This is a genomic window from Burkholderia metallica, from assembly GCF_902832845.1.
Lineage (GTDB): Bacteria > Pseudomonadota > Gammaproteobacteria > Burkholderiales > Burkholderiaceae > Burkholderia > Burkholderia metallica.
The window spans coordinates 57673-78768 of record NZ_CADFDB010000010.1; the positions used below are offsets into that span (position 1 = coordinate 57673).

Sequence of the window (21096 nt, forward strand, 5' to 3'; positions counted from 1 at the left end):
CCGCACGCATGGTTTGCGTCCGGCGCGCGATGCACGTCGGCCTGCCGTTCTAGAACGAGTACGCGACGGATGCGAACAGGCTGCGCGGCGCGCCCGGCGTGACCCACAGGTTGTTGTACGAGCTGACGTAGGTCGTGCGATTGAACAGGTTGTTCAGCACGACCGATGCGCGCAGATGCTTGTTGACCTGCACGTAGCCGTTGAGCTGCACGGTCGCGTAAGCGGGCAGGTCGAAGCCGTCCTGCGTGTTCGCGGTGTTGCCCGCGCGGCGTCCGACGTAGATCACGCCCGCGCCCGCGCCGGCCTTGTCGACGAGCGGCAGCGCGGTTTCGTACATCAGCAGCGCGCTGCCGCTCAGCCGCGGAATGTCGACGAGGCGTGCGCCGGGCGTCAGCACGCTGTCGTGCGTGACCTGGGCATCGACGTACGCAAGATTGACGATGCCGCGCAACCCATGGCCCAGTTCGCCGTTCCATTCGAATTCGACGCCGCGGCTGCGTACTTCGCCGGCCGCACGCGAGAACCCGGCATTCGCCGGATCGGCGGTCAGCACGTTGCGCTTGTTCACGTAGAACGCGGCAACGGTCGCGAGCGAGCGCGTGCCGGCCCATTTCACGCCGGCCTCGTAGCCGTGCCCCTTCTCCGGATCGAACGCTTGGCCGTTCACGTCGGCGCCGTTGTTCGGCCGGAACGAATACGCGGTGTTCGCGTAGAGCGACAGCGCGGGGCTGGCTTCGTACACGATGCCGAGCCGCGGGCTCAGCGCCGTTTGCAGCTGGGTCGTCGTTACACCCTTCAGGCGATTTTCGACCGACTGGTGAAAGCGGTCCCAGCGCAGCCCGGCGAGCACTTTCCAGTGCGGCCCGAACGCGAGCGTGTCCTGCGCGTACAGGCCCTGGCCGTCGTTGCGCTCGAGCAGGTTCGTCGCGGTGCGCGGCACGGGCGCCGGCTGGCCATAAACCGGATCGAAGATGTCGATCGCATACGGCGCGGCGGCCGTCGGCGTCGAGCGCGCGACGAACTGGTCGTAGTTGAAGCGATAGGCGTCGACGCCCATCACGAACGTGTGGCCGATGCCAGCGGTGCGGGCCTTGCCGGCCACCTCGACGCGCCCTTGCACGTCGTTCGAATGAAACGCGACCTGCCGGTAGCGGCGCCAGAGCGTGCGCCCGTCCGGCTGCAGCGCGAACGCTTCGGACGAGCGGCCGGACAGGTCGGTGTCGCGCTGCGCAAAGCCGGCGTTGACCGACCAGTCGGCATTGAAGCGATGTTCGAGCGTGAACTGGTGGCCCGAGTTGCGCACGTCGTAGTCGCCGTCGCGCGGCTCGCCGAGGAAGCGCGATGCCGGAATCGCGCCGAGCTGCCCGTTCACCGCGACCACGCCGCGATCGAGCGGCGCGCGCTGGCGGACGGTCTCGAATTCATAGTGCAGCGTCGTGTCCGCGCCGATGTCCCACGTGAACGACGGCGCGAACAGGTAGCGCTTGCTCGACACCGTGTCGCGGAAGCTGCCGTTGTCCTCGTTCATCGCGATGACGCGGTACGCGAGCGACTTCGTGACGGGGCCGGTCGAATCGAGCGTCTGGCGCCATGCGCCGTAGCTGCCGGCCGACACACCGACGGTGGTCGCGCGTGCGAACTGCGGCTGCTTCGTCGTGTAGCTGATGAGTCCGCCGGGATCGCCGCGGCCGTACAGCGCGGACGCCGGCCCCTTGAGCACTTCCATGCGCTCGAGCGTGGCGGTGTCGCGCGGCACGCTGATGCCGCGATTCCACGAGAAACCGTTGACGAGGTAGTCGGTGCCGGACGTGTTGCCGTCGCCGGCGAAGCCGCGCACCGCGTAGTTGTCCCACAGCCCGCCGAAGTTGTTTTGCCGCGCGACGCCGGCGACCCAGTCGTACAGGTCTGCGCCGCGTGTGGCGGCCACGGTCTGGATCAGTTTCCTGTCGACGCTGCTGACCGCGAACGGAATCTCCATCACGTCCGTCTCGGTGCGCGTCGCGCTCGTCGATTCCGGCGCGCGAAACGGCGCCGTCGTGCGCTGCCCGGAGACTTCGATCGCGGGCAGCGACGGTTCCTGAGCCTCGGCGGCGCTCAGGCCGGTCGTGCCGACGACGATGGCCATCGGTGCGGCCGCCCAGTTCTTCCTGCTCATACCCCGTCCTTTGAAGTGATCTGCGTACGGGCAGGGCCGATGACCGCGTGCCGACGTCTATGTTCCAAACAGTTCATTTGCGCGCCGAAATCTAATGCAAATGAGATTTATTTGCAATCGTAAGTTAACCGTGTTGCGGGGAGCGGGGAAGGGGCCGGCCGATCCGGTGGCTTGCCGCGTGATGGCGGCCGGCAATGCGCGAGCGCGCTCGGCTGCCGGCCGGCCTCGGTTGCGTTCGACGACCCGCATCACGATGCGTCGGGCCGGATCGGGATGCGCGACCGTCATCGCGTGGACGCCGCGGACATTGCGTTCGCGCCGGGCATTCCGGTGACACAATGGCGGCCTCATATCCGATTGCAGAGGGGAGCGAGATGGCGCATGGCGAACACAAGTACCGCGTGGCAGTCGAGTGGACCGGCAACCGCGGCACCGGCACGTCGGGGTATCGCGAGTACGATCGCGATCACGTGATCCGCGCCGGTTCGAAGCCGGACATTCCGGGTTCGTCGGACGCGGCGTTTCGCGGCGACGCGGCGCGCTGGAATCCGGAAGACCTGCTGCTCGCGTCGGCAGCCGCGTGTCACAAGCTCTGGTATCTGCATCTGTGTTCCGATGCGGGCATCCGCGTGCTCGCCTATGTCGACAATGCGGAAGGCACGATGGTCGACAGCGCCGAGCCGGGCCGCTTCACCGAAATCGTGCTGCGCCCGCACGTGACGATCCAGGCCGGCGACGATCGCGAGCGGGCGGAGCATCTGCATCACGACGCACACGCGAAGTGCTACATCGCGAACTCGGTCAACTTTCCGATTCGCTGCGAACCCGTGATCGCGTTCGCCGCGGCCTGAGACCGACGACAGCGAAACGGAGACGACGATGAAGCTCTTCTACTACCCCGGCAATGCCAGCATGGCGCCGCACTTCGTGCTCGAAGAAATCGGCAAGCCGTTCGAACTCGAATTCGTCGATCGCACGCACGATCGGCACAAGTCGCCCGACTACCTCGCGCTCAATCCGAACGGCCTCATCCCGGTTTTGGTGGACGGCGACCTCGTGCTGTACGAAGCCGCCGCGATCTGCCTGCATCTCGCCGATACGCATCCCGGGCAGCGGCTTGCGCCCGAGCCCGGCACGCCGGAACGCGCGCAGCTCTACAAATGGCTGATGTGGCTCACCAACACGCTGCAGGCGACGCTGATCGCGTATTTCTATCCGGAGCGCTGGGTCGACGTGGGCAACGCGGCGGGCGCCGCCCAAGTGAAGGCGCACGCGGAGGCGAAGATCGCCGCGCTGCTGGATCAGCTCGAACGCCAGCTCGAAACGAGCGGCGGCCCGTGGCTGCTCGGCGCGCATTACACGGTGCTCGATCCGTATGCGCTGATGCTGTGCCGCTGGACGCGCGGCTTTGCCGAGCCGGCGCGGCAACGTCCGGTACTCGGCGGCTATCTGCAGCGGGTGCTCGCGCGAGCGGCGATCCAGCGGGCGTTGCAGACCGAGGGGATCGCGCCGCCCTGGGTGTAATGCGTGACGACGGCGGGCAGTACGTCACGCATCACGCATCATGCGTCACGTGGTGCGCGGTGCGGTGCGCAGCCTGCCGGGCCACGCGGAAACGGCCGCGGCCATGACGTCGCGTATTCGAGGCCGGCGTCAGCCTCACAGCGCGACGCCGTACACCTGCCGCGCAGCCGCCCGAATCGCATCGGCCATCACCGCGACGGCCGGCGAATGCAGCCGGTCGGTGCGCGTGATGAGCCCGAAATCGTCCATCCGGCAATCCATCTCCAGCGGCAGCACCGACACGATGCCATGGCGCGCGTAGTACCGCGCGACGTCCTCCGCGAGCACCGCGACCATGTCGCTCTGCTCGATCAGCTGCGTGATGAACAGTAGCGCGGCCGTCTCCACGAGGTTCGCGGGCGGTGCGAGGCTCGCGCGCTGGAACACGAGTTCGAAGCGATGCCGCAGCACGCTGCCGGCCGGCGGCACGACCCACGCGGCGCGTTGCACGTCGGCGAGCGACAGCGGCGCCTGCGCGAGCAGCGGGTGGCCGGGTCGCACGACGGCGGCCACCGATTCGCCGGTCAGCGGCTCGTAGCGCAGGCGCAGCTTGTCGTGTTCGGCGGAGAGCCGGCCGAGCACGATGTCGATCTTGTCCTGCGCCAGATGTTCGAGCAGCACGTTGCTGGTGTCGATCTCGACCGACACGTGCAGCCCCGCATGCGTGCCCTTCACCGCCGCGACGGCCGGCGGCACGAGCCGCAGCCCCGGCGACGTGATCGCGCCCACCGCCACGTGGCCGAGATGACCGGCCTTCAGCGCGGCCAGTTCCTCGTGCGCCTGGTCGAGACTGCCGAGCGCCGCGCGCGCATGGCGGATCAGCGCGTCGCCGTACAGCGTCGGCCGCATCCCGCGCGGCAGGCGCTCGAACAGCACCGCGCCGATCGATTCCTCGAGTTCGCGCAGCAGCTTCGACGCGGCCGGCTGCGTCATGTTCAGCGCGGCCGCCGCGCGATGAATGCTGCCTTCGTCGGCGAGCGCGACGATCAGCAGGAGCTGGCGCGTCTTCAGGCGGCCGCGATTTCCCCACGGGCTGGCTTCGGGCATCGTACGGGTTTATATCGATATCGGAATCGATATCGTAATCGCCAAAAACGTCATTAGCCAGTTATCAAAATTCTGCCTAGACTGCGCCGGTATCCCGTCACCACAGGACTGACGATGTCGGCAACAAAACCCAGGCTGCGCTCCGCCCAATGGTTCGGCACGAACGACAAGAACGGCTTCATGTACCGGAGCTGGATGAAGAACCAGGGCATCCCCGATCACGAATTCGACGGCCGGCCGATCATCGGCATCTGCAATACGTGGTCCGAACTGACGCCGTGCAACGCGCACTTCCGCAAGCTCGCCGAGCACGTGAAGCGCGGGATCTTCGAAGCGGGCGGCTTCCCGGTCGAGTTCCCGGTGTTCTCGAACGGCGAATCGAACCTGCGGCCGTCGGCGATGCTCACGCGCAACCTCGCGTCGATGGACGTGGAGGAAGCGATCCGCGGCAATCCGATCGACGCGGTCGTGCTGCTCGCCGGCTGCGACAAGACGACGCCCGCGCTGCTGATGGGCGCGGCGAGCTGCGACGTGCCGGCGATCGTCGTGTCGGGCGGCCCGATGCTGAACGGCAAGCTGGAGGGCAAGAACATCGGCTCCGGCACGGCCGTGTGGCAGCTGCACGAAGCGCTGAAGGCCGGCGAGATCGACCTGCATCACTTCCTGTCGGCCGAAGCCGGGATGTCGCGCTCGGCCGGCACCTGCAACACGATGGGCACCGCGTCGACGATGGCGTGCATGGCCGAGGCGCTCGGCGTCGCGCTGCCGCACAACGCGGCGATCCCGGCCGTCGATTCGCGGCGCTACGTGCTCGCGCACATGTCGGGCATCCGCATCGTCGAGATGGCGCTCGAAGGGCTCGTGCTGTCGAAGGTCCTGACGCGCGCGGCGTTCGAGAACGCGATCCGCACGAATGCTGCGATCGGCGGCTCGACGAACGCTGTGATTCATCTGAAGGCGATCGCCGGCCGCATCGGCGTGCCGCTCGAACTGGAAGACTGGATGCGGATCGGCCGCGACACGCCGACGATCGTCGACCTGATGCCGTCGGGGCGTTTCCTGATGGAAGAGTTCTATTACGCGGGCGGGCTGCCGGCCGTGCTGCGCCGGCTCGGCGAGGGCGGGCTGCTGCCGCATCCGGATGCGCTGACGGTGAACGGCAAGTCGCTGTGGGACAACGTGCGCGAAGCGCCGAACTACGACGACGAGGTGATCCGCCCGCTCGACCGGCCGCTGATCGCGGACGGCGGCATCTGCATCCTGCGCGGCAATCTCGCGCCGCGCGGCGCGGTGCTGAAGCCGTCGGCGGCGAGCCCCGAGCTGCTCAAGCATCGCGGCCGCGCGGTCGTGTTCGAGAACCTCGAGCACTACAAGGCGACGATCAACGACGAAGCGCTCGACGTCGACGCCAGCTCGGTGCTCGTGCTGAAGAACTGCGGGCCGCGCGGCTATCCGGGCATGGCCGAGGTCGGCAACATGGGGTTGCCGCCGAAGCTGCTGCGCCAGGGCGTGAAGGACATGGTGCGGATTTCGGATGCGCGGATGAGCGGCACCGCGTACGGCACGGTCGTGCTGCACGTCGCGCCGGAAGCGGCTGCCGGCGGCCCGCTCGCGGCCGTGCGCAACGGCGACTGGATCGAACTCGACTGCGAGGCCGGGACGCTGCATCTCGACATCACGGATGAAGAATTGCAGCGCCGCCTGCTGGACGTCGATCCGGCCGCGGCGCCGGGCGTGGCCGGCCAGCTCGGCAAGGGCGGCTATGCGCGGCTGTACATCGATCACGTGCTGCAGGCCGACGAGGGGTGCGACCTCGACTTCCTGGTCGGCACCCGCGGCGCGGACGTGCCGAGCCATTCGCATTGAGCGGCGCGCGGCGCGACGCGCGCCGCCGGTCGCGGGCTGCCGGCCCGCGCAACGCCTAAACCGTAACCGCATGACGGCCGGCCGTCGCCGAGGCCGAAGCAGGACGCGAAACATGACATCGAGCAGCGCGCCGCGCCATCGCGGCATCTTCCCCGTCGTCCCGACGACGTTTACCGACACCGGCGAGCTCGACCTCGCGAGCCAGAAACGCGCGGTCGATTTCATGATCGACGCGGGTTCCGACGGGCTGTGCATCCTCGCGAATTTCTCCGAGCAGTTCGCGATCGCCGACGACGAACGCGACGTGCTCACGCGCACGATCCTCGAACACGTCGCGGGCCGCGTGCCGGTGATCGTCACGACGTCGCACTACAGCACGCAGGTGTGCGCGGCGCGCAGCCTGCGCGCGCAACAGCTCGGCGCGGCCATGGTGATGGCGATGCCGCCGTATCACGGCGCGACGTTCCGCGTGCCGGAAGCGCAGATCTACGAGTTCTATGCGCGGGTGTCCGACGCGATCGCGATCCCGATCATGATCCAGGATGCGCCGGCGAGCGGCACCGCGCTGTCTGCCGCGTTCCTCGCGCGGATGGCGCGCGAGATCGAACAGGTCGCGTACTTCAAGATCGAGACGCCGGGCGCGGCGAACAAGCTGCGCGAGCTGATCCGGCTCGGCGGCGATGCGATCGAGGGGCCGTGGGACGGCGAAGAGGCGATCACGCTGCTCGCCGACCTGCATGCGGGCGCGACCGGCGCGATGACGGGCGGCGGGTTTCCGGACGGCATCCGCCCGATCCTCGACGCGTGGCGCGAAGGGCGCCACGACGACGCGTACGCGCGCTATCAGGCGTGGCTGCCGCTGATCAACCACGAGAACCGCCAGTCCGGGATCCTCACCGCGAAGGCGCTGATGCGCGCAGGCGGCGTGATCGCGTGCGAGCGGCCGCGGCATCCGATGCCGGAACTGCACCCGGACACGCGCGCGGAACTGCTCGCGATCGCGCGCCGGCTCGATCCGCTCGTGCTGCGCTGGGCGCACTGAGCGATCACCGAATGCTACGCGAAGGAGACAGGCACGATGAGTGATCCGATTTCGCTGGGGGTCGTCGGGATCGGCAAGATCGCGCGCGACCAGCATCTGCCGGCGATTGCCGCCGAACCGGGCTTCGCGCTGACCGCGTGCGCGAGCCGGCACGCGGAAGTCAACGGCGTGCGCAACTATCCGGACCTGCGCGCGCTGCTGGCCGCCGAGCCCGAACTCGACGCCGTGTCGCTGTGCGCGCCGCCGCAGGTGCGCTATGCGCAGGCGCGCGCCGCGCTCGAAGCCGGCAAGCACGTGATGCTCGAGAAGCCGCCGGGCGCGACGCTCGGCGAGGTGGCCGCGCTGGAGGCGCTGGCGCGCGAGCGCGGCCTCACGCTGTTCGCGACCTGGCATTCACGCTGCGCGAGCGCGGTCGAACCCGCGCGCGCGTGGCTCGCGACCCGCACGATCCGCGCGGTGCAGGTGCGCTGGAAGGAGGACGTGCGGCGCTGGCATCCGGGGCAGCAGTGGATCTGGGAGCCGGGCGGCCTCGGCGTGTTCGATCCGGGCATCAACGCGCTGTCGATCGTCACGCGGATCCTGCCGCGCGAACTGGTATTGCGGGAGGCGACGCTCTACGTGCCGAGCGACGCGCAGATGCCGATCGCGGCCGACCTCGATTGTGCCGATACGGATGGCGTGCCGGTGCGCGCGGAATTCGACTGGCGGCACGGCCCCGTCGAGCAGTGGGAGATCGCGGTCGACACGGCCGACGGCGTGCTCGCGATCAGCCGCGGCGGCGCGCAACTGGCGATCGCGGGCGAGCCGGTCGAGATCGGGCCCGAACGCGAGTATCCGGCGCTGTATGCGCATTTCCACGCGTTGATCGCGCGTGGCGAAAGCGACGTCGACGTACGGCCGTTGCGGCTCGTCGCCGACGCGTTCCTGTTCGGGCGGCGCGTCGGGACCGACGCGTTCGGCCGCTGAAAACGCGCCGGCGCGCGCCACCGCGAGCGCGACCCGGCACGACGCAAGTTGAAGACCCAAGCCAATACAAGGAGACACCCATGAACCGCACGATTCGCCGACACACCCTGCGCGCGCTGCTGGCCGCGCTTTGCATCGCACCGCTCGGCATGCAGGGCGCCGCGCGCGCCGACGCGCCGCTGAAGATCGGCTTCCTGGTGAAGATGCCCGAGCAGGCATGGTTCATCAACGAGCAGAACGCGGCGTCCGCGCTCGGCCAGAAGGAGAATTTCTCGGTCGTGAAGATCGGCACGCCCGACGGCGAGAAGGTGCTGGCCGCGATCGACAACCTCGGCTCGCAGGGCGCGCAGGGCTTCGTGATCTGCGCGCCGGACGTGCGCCTCGGCCCGGCGATCGCCGCACGCGCGAAGCGCTACAACATGAAGTTCGTGACGGTCGACGACCAGCTCGTCGATTCGACCGGCAAGCCGCTGCCGAACGTGCCGCACCTCGGGATGTCGGCGACCAAGATCGGCAACCAGGTCGGGCAGGCGATCGCTGACGAGATGAAGCGGCGCGGCTGGAAGCCTGAAGAAGTCGGCGCGCTGCGGATCACGAACTACGAACTGCCGACCGCGAAGCTGCGCACCGACGGCGCGACGCAGGCGCTGCTCGCGAACGGCTTCCGCAAGGAGAACATCTTCGACGCGCCGCAGAAGACGACCGACGACGAAGGCGGCTTCAGCGCGGCCGCGCCCGTGCTCGCGCGCCATCCGAACGTGAAGAAGTGGGTGGTCTACGCGCTGAACGAGGAAACCGTGCTCGGCGCGGTACGCGCGACCGAGCAGCTGCACATTCCGGCGGCCGACGTGATCGGCGTCGGCATCAACGGCGCGGGCGAAGCGTTCGCCGAATTCCAGAAGAAGGAGCCGACCGGCTTCTACGGGACGATCGCGGTCAGCTCGACGAACCACGGCAAGGACAGCACGCAGAATCTCGTCGACTGGATCCGCAACGGCAAGACGCCGCCGGCCGACACGCAGACGAGCGGCAAGCTGATGACGCGCGCGAACTGGCAGGCCGTGCGCGCCGAACTCGGCATCTGAGCGGCGCGAGGCGAGAACGCGATGACGATGCAGACGACGATGGCCGCGCCGGGCAACGACCACGCGGCGCAAGCCGGCGCCGCGGCGGCGCCGCCCGGCGGCCCGCTGCTCGCGCTCGACGGCATCACGGTGACGTTCCCGGGCGTGCGCGCGCTCGACGCCGTGTCGCTGTCGGTGCGCGCGGGCGAAGTGCATGGCCTGATGGGCGAGAACGGCGCGGGCAAATCGACGCTGCTGAAGGTGCTGTCCGGCGTGAACCAGCCGCAGGCCGGCACGCTGACGCTGAACGGCACCGTGCAGCGCTTCGCGTCGACGCGCGCGGCGCTCGAGGCCGGCATCGCGATCATCTACCAGGAGCTGCATCTGGTGCCCGAGCTGACGGTCGCGGAAAACCTGATGCTCGGGCAACTGCCGAGCCGGCTCGGCGTGGTCGACGAACGCGCGCTCGCCGCGCGCGCGCTCGATGCGCTGGAGCGGCTCGGCGAGCACATCGATCCGGGCATTCCGGTGAAGTATCTGTCGATCGGCCAGCGCCAGATGATCGAGATCGGCAAGGCGCTGATGCGCGACGCGCGCGTGATCGCGTTCGACGAGCCGACGAGTTCGCTGTCGGCGCGCGAGACCACGCAGCTGTTCCGGATTATCCGCGCGCTGCGCGCGGAAGGCCGCGCGATCATCTACGTCACGCACCGGATGGAAGAAGTGTACGAATTGTGCGACCGCGTGACCGTGTTCCGCGACGGCCGTCGCATCGACACGTTCGACGCCGTCGCCGATCTCGACCGCGACCGGCTGATCGGCTGCATGGTCGGCCGCTCGATCGAGGACGTGTACGGCTACCGGCCGCGCACGCCCGGTGACGTGCTGATCGAGGCGAAAGGGCTGGCGGGGCCCGGGTTGTCCGAGCCCGTGTCGTTCAATGCGCGGCGCGGCGAAATCGTCGGCTTCTTCGGGCTCGTCGGCGCGGGCCGCTCGGAACTGATGAAGCTGCTGTACGGCGCCGAGCGCCCGAGCGCGGGGCACGTCGAGCTGAACGGCACGCGGGTGGCATTCGGCAGCCCGCGCGACGCGGTGCGCGCGGGCCTCGCGCTGTGCCCGGAGGACCGCAAACAGGAAGGCATCGTCGCGATCGCGTCGGTGGCCGACAACCTGAACATCAGCGCGCGCCGCCATTTCAGCCCGGCGCGCATGCTGCTCGACGGGCGGCGCGAGCGCGAACTCGCGCAGCGCTACATCGAACGGCTCGCGATCAAGACCCGCGACGGCGACACGCCGATCGGCGCGCTGTCCGGCGGCAACCAGCAGAAGGTCGTGCTCGCGCGCTGGCTGGCCGAGCGCATCGACGTGTTCCTGATGGACGAGCCCACGCGCGGCATCGACGTCGGCGCGCGCGCGGAAATCTACAACCTGTTCTACGAACTCGCGGAAGCGGGCCGAACGGTGATCCTCGTGTCGAGCGATCTCGCCGAAGTGATCGGCGTGTCGGACCGGATCATCGTGATGAAGGAAGGGCGGATCGCGGGCGAGGTCGCGAAGGCGCACGCGACGCCCGACGCGCTGATCAAACTCGCGCTGCCGCGCTAGCGCCCCGCAACGATCAACCGGATGCAAACGAAATGAGCCAGGCAATGCAACCCCAACGCACTTCCCCGTCCCCCGATGCCGCCGCCGTGCCCGCACGCGCGCGCGGCGGCGTGTGGCAGCTGATCAACCGCTCCGGCATCGTGATGGTGTTTCTCGTGCTGTTCGCGACGCTGTCGCTGACGGTGCCGGACTTCCTCACGTCGCGCAACATCCAGGGCCTGCTGCTGTCGGTCACGCTGATCGGTTCGATCGCGGTGACGATGATGTTCGTGCTCGCGCTCGGTGAAGTCGACCTGTCGGTCGCGTCGATCGTCGCGTTCTCGGGCGTGGTGGCGTCGACGCTGATCACCGCGACGCACAGCGTCGTGCTCGGCATCGCGGGCGGCGTGCTCGCCGGCGGCGCGGTCGGGCTCGTCAACGGCGTGCTGATCGCGCGCTGGCGGATCAATTCGCTGATCGTCACGCTCGCGATGATGGAAGTCGTGCGCGGGCTCGCGTTCATCACGTCGAACGGCGACGCGGTGATGATCTCCGAGGAACGCTTCTTCGATCTCGGCGGCGGGTCGTTCCTCGGCATCTCGTATCCGATCTGGAGCAACATCGTCGGCTTCGTCGTGTTCGGCTTCCTGCTGCGCAAGACGGTGTTCGGCAAGAACGTGCTGGCCGTCGGCGGCAACGGCGAGGCCGCGCTGCTCGCGGGGCTGCCGGTGATGCGCATCAAGATCACCGTGTTCGTGCTGCAGGGGCTCGTGACGGGTTTTGCCGGCGTGATGCTCGCGTCGCGGATGAGCCTCGGCGATCCGAAGACGTCGGTCGGCCTCGAACTCGGCGTGATCTCCGCGTGCGTGCTCGGCGGCGTGTCGCTGACGGGTGGCGTCGCGACGATCTCCGGCGTGCTGGTCGGCGTGCTGATCATGGGCTCCGTCCAGGACGCGATGAGCCTGCTGAACGTGCCGACCTTTTACCAATATCTGATACGCGGCGGAATTCTGTTGCTCGCGGTGCTGTTCGACCAGTATCGTCGCAACCAGCGGCGCGCGATGAAGATCTGACGAACGCGCGGCTGCCCGCGAACGCGACAGATCAGATATCGGGAGACGGCATGCAACAGACTCATCCGGCCGCCGCGGCGACGCTGCTGGCCGACAGCCGCAACACGCTCGGCGAAGGCGCGACGTGGTGCGACAGGACGCACGCGCTGTACTGGGTGGACATCGAAGGCGCGCAACTGTGGCGCTGCCGCGCGGACGGCTCCGACCTGACGCCGTGGACGATGCCCGAACGGCTCGCGTGCTTCGCGCTGACCGGCGATCCGGACGTGCTGCTCGTCGGGCTCGCGACGCATCTTGCGTTCTTCGACCTGCGCAGCGGTGCGTTCACGCGGATCGTCGACGTCGAGCCCGAGCGGCCGACGCGGCTGAACGACGGGCGCTGCGATCCGTTCGGCGCATTCGTGTTCGGGATGAAGGATGAGGGCAGCGAGCCGCCGCAAGCGGTCGGCGGCTTCTACCGGCTCGATGCCGACCTCACGCTGGAGCGGCTCGCGTTGCCGCCGGCGGCGATCGCGAACAGCATCGCGTTTTCGCCGGACGGCGCGAAGATGACTTTCTGCGACTCGCTCGTGCGCGAAATCTTCGTGTGCGATTACAGCCGCGCCGGTGTCGCCAACATACGGTCGTTCGCACGGCTGACCGATGCGGACGGCGACCCGGACGGCTCGACGATGGATCGCGACGGCGGGCTGTGGAACGCGCAGTGGGGTGGACGGCGGGTCGTGCGCTACGGCCCGGACGGCGTCGAGACGGAACGCATTGCGGTGCCCACCGCGCAGCCGAGCTGCACGGCGCTCGACGGCGAAGGCCGGCTGTACGTGACGAGTGCCCGCGTGGGGTTGAGCGACGATGCGCTCGCCGGCGACCCGCATGCGGGCGGCGTGTTCGTCGCGCAGACGCGGCACGCGGGGCTGCCGACCGCGCGGTTCGCGGGTAAGCCGCGTGGCTGATCGCGCACGGGATGCCGTTCATGGGAAGCCGCTGACGCAGCGGGCGTCGCGGCCGGGCCGGCAATCCGTCGCGCGTGCGTGAGCGCGCAGCGGCGCGTTTGCGTTCCGGGAACCCCCGTTCGCCGCCTGACGTGCTGGTAAGATGGCCCGCAATTCCATCCCGCCCGCACCATGAGTTCCGCACCGACCAAATCCGCGAGTCCGAAGGCACCCGCGAAGACCCCGGCGAAGCCCTCCGCGAAGCCCACCACGAAGCCCGCGCCCCGCGCCGCAGGCGAAAAGCCGAAGGCGCGCGTGCAGCAGCGCCTGACCTACGTGATCGGCGGTCTGGACCGCCTGCTGCGCCGCCACATGACCGACGCGCTCGCTCCGCTCGGCATCACGCTCGCGCAATACACGGCGCTGTCGGTGCTCGAGGCGCGCGGCGCGTCGTCGAACGCGCAACTGGCCGAGCGCTCGTGGATCACGCCGCAATCGGCGAACGAAGTGATGAGCGTGATGGCCGCCCGCGGTTTCGTCACGCGCGAAGCCGACCCGTCGCACGGCCGCATCATCCTGCTGACGCTGACCGACGAGGGCGCCGCGATGCTGCGTGAATGCGAAGCCGTCCTGCGCCCGCTCGAGACGCGCATGCTCGGCGACATCTCCGCCGACGCCGTCGCGGACGTGCAGCGCGCGCTCGAACTGTTCTCGCGCAACCTGCGCGGCTGACCCGTTCCGGACCTTTCATCGCGCGGGCCCGCGCGGCCCGCGTTCGCGTGGCCGGTCGCCTGACCGTTCCCCGATTCCCTTGTTTCCGCCGCTTTCCGATCCGGGTTTACACCGGCGCTCATGCCGCTTGCAATATCAGGTAGCCTGATATTAAATGAAGCCGTCCGCAGCAGGAATGCTGCGCACCGAATCGCACAGGAACGAACGACAGGAAACGATATGAGCAAGTACGACAACCGCTGGCAGACCGTTGAACTGAAGGTGGAGGCCGGCATCGCGTGGGTCACGCTGAACCGCCCGGACAAGCGCAATGCGATGAGCCCGACGCTCAACCAGGAGATGCTGCAGGTCCTCGACGCGGTCGAGTTCGACGACGAGGCGAAGGTGCTCGTCCTCACCGGCGCGGGCGCCGCGTGGACGGCCGGCATGGATCTGAAGGAATACTTCCGCGAGATCGACGGCGGCTCCGACGCGCTGCAGGAAAAAGTGCGCCGCGACGCATCGGAATGGCAGTGGCGCCGCCTGCGGATGTACAACAAGCCGACGATCGCGATGGTGAACGGCTGGTGCTTCGGCGGCGGGTTCTCGCCGCTCGTCGCGTGCGATCTCGCGATCGCGGCCGACGAAGCGGTGTTCGGGCTGTCGGAGATCAACTGGGGCATCCCGCCGGGCAACCTCGTCAGCAAGGCGATGGCGGACACGGTCGGGCACCGCCGCGCGCTGCACTACATCATGACCGGCGACACGTTCACCGGCGTGGAAGCCGCCGAGATGGGCCTCGTGAACAGCAGCGTGCCGCTCGCCGGGCTGCGCGACGCGACGATCGCGCTCGCCGCGCGGCTGATGGACAAGAACCCGGTCGTGCTGCGCGCGGCGAAGCACGGCTTCAAGCGCTCGCGCGAACTCACGTGGGAGCAGTGCGAGGATTACCTGTACGCAAAGCTCGACCAGGCGCAACTGCGCGATCCGGAGCGGGGCCGCGAGCAGGGGCTGAAGCAGTTCCTCGACGACAAGACGATCAAGCCGGGCCTGCAAGCCTACAAGCGCTGACGCAACCGGACGAGATATCGCATGGCAGGAGACAACATGACCGACAGACGGATGCTGATCGCCGGCGAGTGGTGCGCGGCCCGCGACGGGCGCACCTTCGACCGGCTCAACCCGGCGACCGGCGCGCTCGCGTCGCGCGCGCCGGCCGCCGGCCCCGACGACGCCGACGCGGCGATCGACGCCGCGCACCGCGCGTTTCCCGCATGGTCGGCGCTCGCGCCGACCGAGCGCCGCCGGCTGCTGCTGAAGGCGGCCGACCTGATGGACGCGCGCATCGAGGCGTTCATCGCGGCCGGCGTGGCCGAAACCGGCGCGACGCCCGGCTGGATCGGCTTCAACGTGACGCTCGCGGCGAACATGCTGCGCGAGGCCGCATCGATGACGACGCAGATCGCCGGCGACGTGATCCCGTCCGACGTGCCCGGCAATCTCGCGCTCGCGATGCGCGTGCCGTGTGGCGTCGTGCTCGGCATCGCGCCGTGGAACGCGCCGGTGATCCTCGGCACGCGTGCGCTGGCCATGCCGCTCGCGTGCGGCAACACGGTCGTGCTGAAGGCGTCCGAGGCGTGCCCCGGCGTGCATGCGCTGATCGGCGCGGTGCTGGACGAAGCGGGGCTCGGCGCGGGCGTGGTCAACGTGATCACGCACGCGGCGGCCGACGCGCCCGCACTCGTCGAGCGGCTGATCGCCCATCCGCACGTGAAGCGCATCAACTTCACCGGGTCGACGCACGTCGGGCGCATCATCGCGCGCCACGCGGCGGCTCACCTGAAACCGGTGCTGCTCGAACTCGGCGGCAAGGCGCCCGTGCTCGTGCTGGACGATGCCGATCTCGACGCTGCCGTCGACGCGATCGCGTTCGGCGCGTTCTTCAACCAGGGGCAGATCTGCATGTCGACCGAGCGCGTGATCGCCGCGCGGCCGATTGCCGATGCGCTCGTCGAACGCGTCGCCGCGAAGGCGCGCACGCTGGTCGCGGGCGATCCGCTGGCCGGCCATCCGCTCGGCACGATGGTCGATGCGGCGGCAGCCGCGCGCGCGGCGTCGCTCGTCGAGGACGCGCGTGCGCATGGCGCGCAACTGCCGCTCGGCTGTCGCGTCGAAGGCGCGACGATGCAGCCGGCGATCGTCGATGGCGTAACGCGCGACATGCGGCTGTATCGCGAGGAATCGTTCGCGCCGGTCGTCGCGATCCTGCGCGCGGACAGCGACGACGAAGCGGTCGCGCTCGCGAACGACAGCGAGTTCGGGCTGTCGGCGAGCGTGTTCAGCCGCGACATTGCGCGGGCGATGGCGGTCGCGCGCCGGATCGAATCGGGGATCTGCCACATCAACGGGCCGACCGTGCACGACGAAGCGCAGATGCCGTTCGGCGGCACGAAGGCGAGCGGCTACGGCCGCTTCGGCAGCCGTGCGTCGATCGCCGAATTCACCGAGCTGCGCTGGATCACCGTGCAGACCACGCCGCGGCACTACCCGATATGAGCGAACCGACGATGAACGATGCGACGCTCACAGGCGGGCCGGCGAACGACACGGGCGGCGTGCGCTATCGCGCGGCGGCCGTCGCCGTAGGCGCGGCCGAGATTCGTCGCGCGGAAAACGGCGCGTGGTACCTGCGCTCGCGCGAACCGCTCGGCGACTACCCGACGCGCGTGACCGACTGCCTCGTGCGCGGGGCGCAAGCGCATCCCGATCGCGTGCTGGCCGCGCGGCGCGGCGCCGACGGCCGCTGGATCGAGATCACGTACGCGCAGATGCTCGAACGCGCGCGCGCGCTCGGCCAGGGTCTCGTCGATCTCGGGCTGTCGGCCGAGCGTCCGCTCGCGGTGCTGTCCGGCAACGATCTCGAGCATCTGCAACTGATGTTCGCGGCGATGCTGGCCGGCGTGCCGTACTCGCCGATCTCGCCCGCGTATTCGCTCGTGTCGACCGACTACGGCAAGCTGCGTCACACGCTCGGCGTGCTGCGGCCGGGTGCCGTGTTCGTCGCCGAACGCGCGCCGTTTGCGCGTGCGCTCGACGCGACGCTGCCGGCCGACGCGGCGTTGATCGTCGCAAGCGATGCCGATGCTGATGCCGACGGCCGCGCGGTGCCGCTGTCGCGTCTGCTCGCCACCGTCCCGCGCACGATCGACGCGATCCACGCGGCGGTCGGCCCCGATCATCTCGCGAAGATCCTGTTCACGTCCGGCTCGACGAAGCAGCCGAAGGCCGTGCCGACCACGCACCGGATGCTGTGCAGCAACCAGCAGATGCTGCGCCAGACGATGCCGGAGCTCACGCGCGAACCGCCGGTGCTGGTCGACTGGCTGCCGTGGAATCACACGTTCGGCGGCAGTCACAACCTCGGCATCGCGCTGTACAACGGCGGCACGCTGTATATCGACGATGGCCGTCCGATGCCCGGCCGCTTCGACGAAACCGTGCGCAACCTGCGCGAGATCGCGCCGACGATCTACTTCAACGTACCGAAAGGCTGGGAAGAACTGACGGCCGCGCTCGAACGCGATGCCGTGCTGCGCGACACGTTCTTCTCGCGCGTGAAGCTGTATTTCTTCGGCGGCGCGGGGCTGTCGCAAGCCGCGTGGGACCGGCTCGACCGCGTGACCGAAGCGCATTGCGGCGAGCGTATCCGGATCATGGCCGGCCTCGGGATGACGGAGGCGTCGCCGTCGTGCCTGTTCACGACCGGGCCGCTGATGCGCGCCGGCTATATCGGGCTGCCCGCGCCCGGCTGCGACGCGAAGCTCGTGCCGTGCGGCGGCAAGCACGAACTGCGCTTCAAGGGGCCGAACGTGATGCGCGGCTACTGGCACGCGGACGTCGATCCGCGCGACGTGTTCGACGACGAAGGGTATTACCGCAGCGGCGACGCGGGCGTCTTTGCCGACCCGGAGCGGCCGGAGCTCGGGCTGCTGTTCGACGGGCGGCTGACCGAGGATTTCAAGCTGAGCAGCGGCACGTTCGTCAGCGTCGGGCCGTTGCGCGCGAACGCGGTGTCGAGCGGCGCACCGTACGTGCAGGACGTGGTCGTCACCGGGATCAATCGCGACGACATCGGGCTGCTGGTGTTTCCGCGCATCGACGCGTGCCGCGCGTTGGCGGGGCTTGCCGCCGATGCGTCGGTGACCGACGTGCTGCGCGCGCCGGCCGTGCGCGCGGCGTTCGCGGGCTGGCTTGCCGCGCTGAACCGCCACGCGAGCGGCGGTTCAACGTTCGTCGCGCGCATCCGGCTGATCGACACGCCGCCGTCGCTCGACCTCGGCGAAGTGACCGACAAGGGTTCGCTGAACCAGGCGGCCGTGCAGCGGCATCGCGCGGCGACGATCGACGCGATGTACGACCCGGCGCGGCGCGATCCCGACGTGATTTACGCGTAACGCACGCATAACGACCGGCCGGCCATGCGACCGGCCGGCATTTTTGCGGCCAATGAATCAGGCTGCCTGATAACGGCGGCCGTTCATGAGACTGCTCGCGCGCTCGTCCGCTACTGACCGGCGGCGGCGCGCGGCGGTCGTTGCAAGGCCGACCGACTACAAGACAAGACATCGGATCTGGAGACAGCATGAACACTTACGTTGCGGAAAAACCCACGGTCGCGACCACGCTCGCGCTGTGTTTCGCGATCGCACTTCTCGAAGGGCTCGACCTGCAGTCGGTCGGCGTCGCCGCGCCGCGGATGGCGCGCGAATTCGGGCTGTCCGTGTCGCAGATGGGCATCGCGTTCAGCGCGGGCACCTTCGGGCTGCTGCCGGGCGCGATGCTCGGCGGCTGGCTCGCCGACCGGGTCGGCCGCAAGCGGGTGCTGATCGCGTCGGTCTGCCTGTTCGGGCTGCTGTCGATTGCGACCGCGCAGGTGTCGAGCTTCGCGATGCTGGTCGTGGTGCGCGCGCTGACCGGCCTCGGGCTCGGCGGTGCGATGCCGAACCTGATCGCGCTGTCGTCCGAATCCGTCGACGCACGCTCGCGCGGCAGCGCGGTGGCGGTGATGTACTGCGGCATTCCGTTCGGCGGGATGATCGCGGCGCTGATCGGCGTGCTGCTGGCCGGCGATACCGAATGGCGGCACATCTTCTACGTCGGCGGCGTCGGGCCGCTGCTGCTCGCGCCGCTGCTGCTCGCCCTGCTGCCGGAATCGCGCGCGTTCCTCGACGTCAGCGCGTCGGGCTCCGCACGTCCGGGCGTCGTCCACACGCTGTTCGGCGGCGCACGCACGGGCACCACGCTCGCGCTGTGGCTCAGCTACTTCTGCACGCTGATCGTGCTGTATTTCCTGCTCAACTGGCTGCCGTCGCTGATGGCGGCGAAGGGGCTCGCGCGCAGCCAGGCCGGGATCGTGCAGATCTTCTTCAACATCGGCAGCGGCCTCGGCGTGCTCGGCATCGGCATGGCGATGGACCGGATGAAGACGTCGCGGGTCGTCGTCGGGATGTATGCGGGGATCGTGCTGTCGCTTGCCGCGCTGGCGGTCGCGCCGGGGCTCGTCTGGCTGTCCGTCGCGGCATTCGCGGCGGGGATGTTCGTCGTCGGCGGCCAGTCGGTGCTGTATGCGCTTGCCGCGATGTACTACCCGACCGCGATGCGCGGTACCGGCGTCGGCTCCGCGGTGGCCGTCGGCCGGCTCGGCTCCGTCGTCGGGCCGCTCGCGGCCGCGACGCTGCTGGCCGCCGGGCGCAGCGCGCCGATGGTGATCGGCGCGAGCATTCCCGTCACGCTGGTCGCGGCCGTCGCCGCGCTGCTGCTGATTCGCCGCCCGCAGGCCGGCGACTGAGGTTTCGTTTTTTTCAATGCGCGCCGTCAGAGCGCGCCACTCACCAAGGTCTGGAGACGCAACGCAATGAAAACGAAGACAAGGAACGGCCTGCTGGCCGCCGGCGCGTGCTGCGCGCTCGCCGCCCCGGGCGCGCACGCGCAGTCGAGCGTGACGCTGTACGGGATCATCGACACGGGCGTCGAATTCGTGTCGCACGCGAATGCGGCGGGCGACCACGTGGTGCGCATGCCGGGCGTGACGGGCGAACTGCCGTCGCGCTGGGGGCTGCGCGGCACCGAGGATCTCGGCGGCGGCTACCAGGCGGTGTTCACGCTCGAAAGCGGCTTCAACGTGCGCGGCGGCGATCTCGGCCAGGGCGGCCGGCTGTTCGGGCGGCAGGCGTTCGTCGGGCTGAAGGGCGGCTTCGGCACGCTCGCGTTCGGCCGCCAGTACACGATGACCTATCTCGCGCTGCAGGGCGCGGACATCATCGGCCCCGACATCTACGGGCTCGGCTCGTTCGACGCATACGTGCCGAACGGTCGCGCGGACAACGCGGTGACCTACCTCGGCACGTATCGCGGCGTGACGCTCGGCGCCGCGTATTCGTTCGGCCGCGACGGTGCGGGCACCGGCAATTCGCCGGGGCAGGGCACGTGCGCGGGGCAGGTGCCCGGCGACGCGGTGCAATGCCGCAACTGGTCGGTGATGCTCAAGTACGACAGCGCGTATTTCGGTGCGGCGGCGTCGTACGAGGAGCAGCGCGGCGGCACCGGCGCGGCCGCGAATTTCTTCGATGGCGTGGCGCCCGTCCCGTTCACGAGCAGCGGCGGCAAGGACGCGCGCACGCACGTGAGCGCGTATGCGCAGGCGGCCGGCGCGAAGATCGGCGCGGGCTGGATCGGCCGGCGCGTGTCGACCGGTTCGCCGGCCGCGGCCGGTGCGCATTCGGACCTGTTCTTCGTCGGCGCGTCGTATGCGGTGAAGCCGGACTTCATCGTCGACGGCGAAGGCTACCGGATCGTCAACAGCGCGCACGACACGCGCGCGACGATGGCCACGCTGCGCGCGACCTATCTGCTGACCAAGCGCACGGCCGTCTATGCGCAGTCGTCGTATCTGTGGAATAGCGCGCATGCGCGTTACGCGGTCAGCGGCGGCGGGCCCGGCACGACGCCCGGCGAAGGGATGGGGCAGCTCGGCGCGATGGTCGGCGTGCGGCACATGTTCTGATTCACCGGCGTGACGAACCGAACGGGAGTTAAC

Annotated in this window: 17 protein-coding genes; 15 read left to right on the forward strand and 2 right to left on the reverse strand. The window is 69.2% G+C overall.

From position 1 onward, the window contains the following. Nucleotides 1–49 precede the first annotated feature (49 nt). Nucleotides 50–2155, reverse strand: a complete 2106-nt coding sequence (locus HWX08_RS25250; RefSeq protein WP_174921011.1) for a TonB-dependent siderophore receptor — start codon at nucleotides 2153–2155, stop codon at nucleotides 50–52. A 374-nt stretch (nucleotides 2156–2529) separates the two neighbouring features. On the opposite strand from HWX08_RS25250, the gene HWX08_RS25255 reads away from it, so the two are divergent. Next, nucleotides 2530–3006, forward strand: coding sequence for an OsmC family protein (locus HWX08_RS25255; RefSeq protein ID WP_174921010.1), 477 nt, complete (start codon nucleotides 2530–2532; stop codon nucleotides 3004–3006). A gap of 28 nt (nucleotides 3007–3034) precedes the next feature. Further along, the gene (locus tag HWX08_RS25260) at nucleotides 3035–3679 is read left to right on the forward strand and encodes a glutathione S-transferase family protein (protein WP_069261013.1); all 645 of its coding nucleotides are present in this window, start codon (nucleotides 3035–3037) and stop codon (nucleotides 3677–3679) included. A 135-nt stretch (nucleotides 3680–3814) separates the two neighbouring features. Here the strand turns inward: HWX08_RS25260 and HWX08_RS25265 are convergent, their stop codons facing one another. Further along, nucleotides 3815–4765 carry a LysR substrate-binding domain-containing protein gene (locus tag HWX08_RS25265; protein WP_069261012.1) on the reverse strand — a complete coding sequence of 317 codons (951 nt, stop codon included), beginning with the start codon at nucleotides 4763–4765 and terminating at the stop codon, nucleotides 3815–3817. Nucleotides 4766–4879: 114 nt separating this feature from the next. Here HWX08_RS25265 and HWX08_RS25270 point away from each other — a divergent pair, with 114 nt between their 5' ends. The 13 genes from HWX08_RS25270 (at nucleotide 4880) to HWX08_RS25330 (ending at nucleotide 21063) form a co-directional block, all read left to right on the forward strand. Continuing rightward, entirely contained in the window at nucleotides 4880–6631 is a 1752-nt protein-coding gene (locus HWX08_RS25270) for an IlvD/Edd family dehydratase (RefSeq protein WP_174921009.1), read from the forward strand. Nucleotides 6632–6743: 112 nt separating this feature from the next. Further along, a complete protein-coding gene (locus HWX08_RS25275; RefSeq protein ID WP_174921008.1) occupies nucleotides 6744–7673 on the forward strand; it encodes a dihydrodipicolinate synthase family protein in 930 nt (309 codons plus the stop codon). A 36-nt stretch (nucleotides 7674–7709) separates the two neighbouring features. Continuing rightward, on the forward strand, nucleotides 7710–8639 hold the full coding sequence (locus HWX08_RS25280; protein WP_069261009.1) for a Gfo/Idh/MocA family protein: 930 nt from the start codon (nucleotides 7710–7712) through the stop codon (nucleotides 8637–8639). Nucleotides 8640–8719: 80 nt separating this feature from the next. Further along, nucleotides 8720–9724 (forward strand): arabinose ABC transporter substrate-binding protein, encoded by a 1005-nt coding sequence (locus tag HWX08_RS25285; RefSeq protein WP_069261008.1) that lies wholly within the window; start codon nucleotides 8720–8722, stop codon nucleotides 9722–9724. A gap of 21 nt (nucleotides 9725–9745) precedes the next feature. Next, nucleotides 9746–11308, forward strand: a complete 1563-nt coding sequence (gene araG, locus HWX08_RS25290; RefSeq protein ID WP_174921007.1) for an L-arabinose ABC transporter ATP-binding protein AraG — start codon at nucleotides 9746–9748, stop codon at nucleotides 11306–11308. A 32-nt stretch (nucleotides 11309–11340) separates the two neighbouring features. Beyond that, nucleotides 11341–12360, forward strand: a complete 1020-nt coding sequence (gene araH, locus HWX08_RS25295; protein ID WP_069261006.1) for an L-arabinose ABC transporter permease AraH — start codon at nucleotides 11341–11343, stop codon at nucleotides 12358–12360. Between the two features lie 50 nt (nucleotides 12361–12410). Further along, nucleotides 12411–13310, forward strand: coding sequence for an SMP-30/gluconolactonase/LRE family protein (locus tag HWX08_RS25300; RefSeq protein ID WP_174921006.1), 900 nt, complete (start codon nucleotides 12411–12413; stop codon nucleotides 13308–13310). A 171-nt stretch (nucleotides 13311–13481) separates the two neighbouring features. After that, on the forward strand, nucleotides 13482–14021 hold the full coding sequence (locus HWX08_RS25305; RefSeq protein ID WP_174921005.1) for a MarR family winged helix-turn-helix transcriptional regulator: 540 nt from the start codon (nucleotides 13482–13484) through the stop codon (nucleotides 14019–14021). A gap of 219 nt (nucleotides 14022–14240) precedes the next feature. Beyond that, entirely contained in the window at nucleotides 14241–15071 is an 831-nt protein-coding gene (locus tag HWX08_RS25310) for a p-hydroxycinnamoyl CoA hydratase/lyase (protein ID WP_069261003.1), read from the forward strand. A 36-nt stretch (nucleotides 15072–15107) separates the two neighbouring features. Beyond that, nucleotides 15108–16556, forward strand: coding sequence for an aldehyde dehydrogenase (locus HWX08_RS25315; RefSeq protein WP_174921004.1), 1449 nt, complete (start codon nucleotides 15108–15110; stop codon nucleotides 16554–16556). Then, nucleotides 16553–18454 carry a feruloyl-CoA synthase gene (locus HWX08_RS25320; RefSeq protein ID WP_174921003.1) on the forward strand — a complete coding sequence of 634 codons (1902 nt, stop codon included), beginning with the start codon at nucleotides 16553–16555 and terminating at the stop codon, nucleotides 18452–18454. The genes HWX08_RS25315 and HWX08_RS25320 overlap by 4 nt, the downstream gene beginning before the upstream one ends. A gap of 188 nt (nucleotides 18455–18642) precedes the next feature. Next, nucleotides 18643–19848, forward strand: a complete 1206-nt coding sequence (gene mhpT, locus HWX08_RS25325) for a 3-(3-hydroxy-phenyl)propionate transporter MhpT (protein WP_069261000.1) — start codon at nucleotides 18643–18645, stop codon at nucleotides 19846–19848. A gap of 66 nt (nucleotides 19849–19914) precedes the next feature. After that, nucleotides 19915–21063 (forward strand): porin, encoded by a 1149-nt coding sequence (locus tag HWX08_RS25330; RefSeq protein WP_107311091.1) that lies wholly within the window; start codon nucleotides 19915–19917, stop codon nucleotides 21061–21063. Nucleotides 21064–21096: the final 33 nt, after the last annotated feature.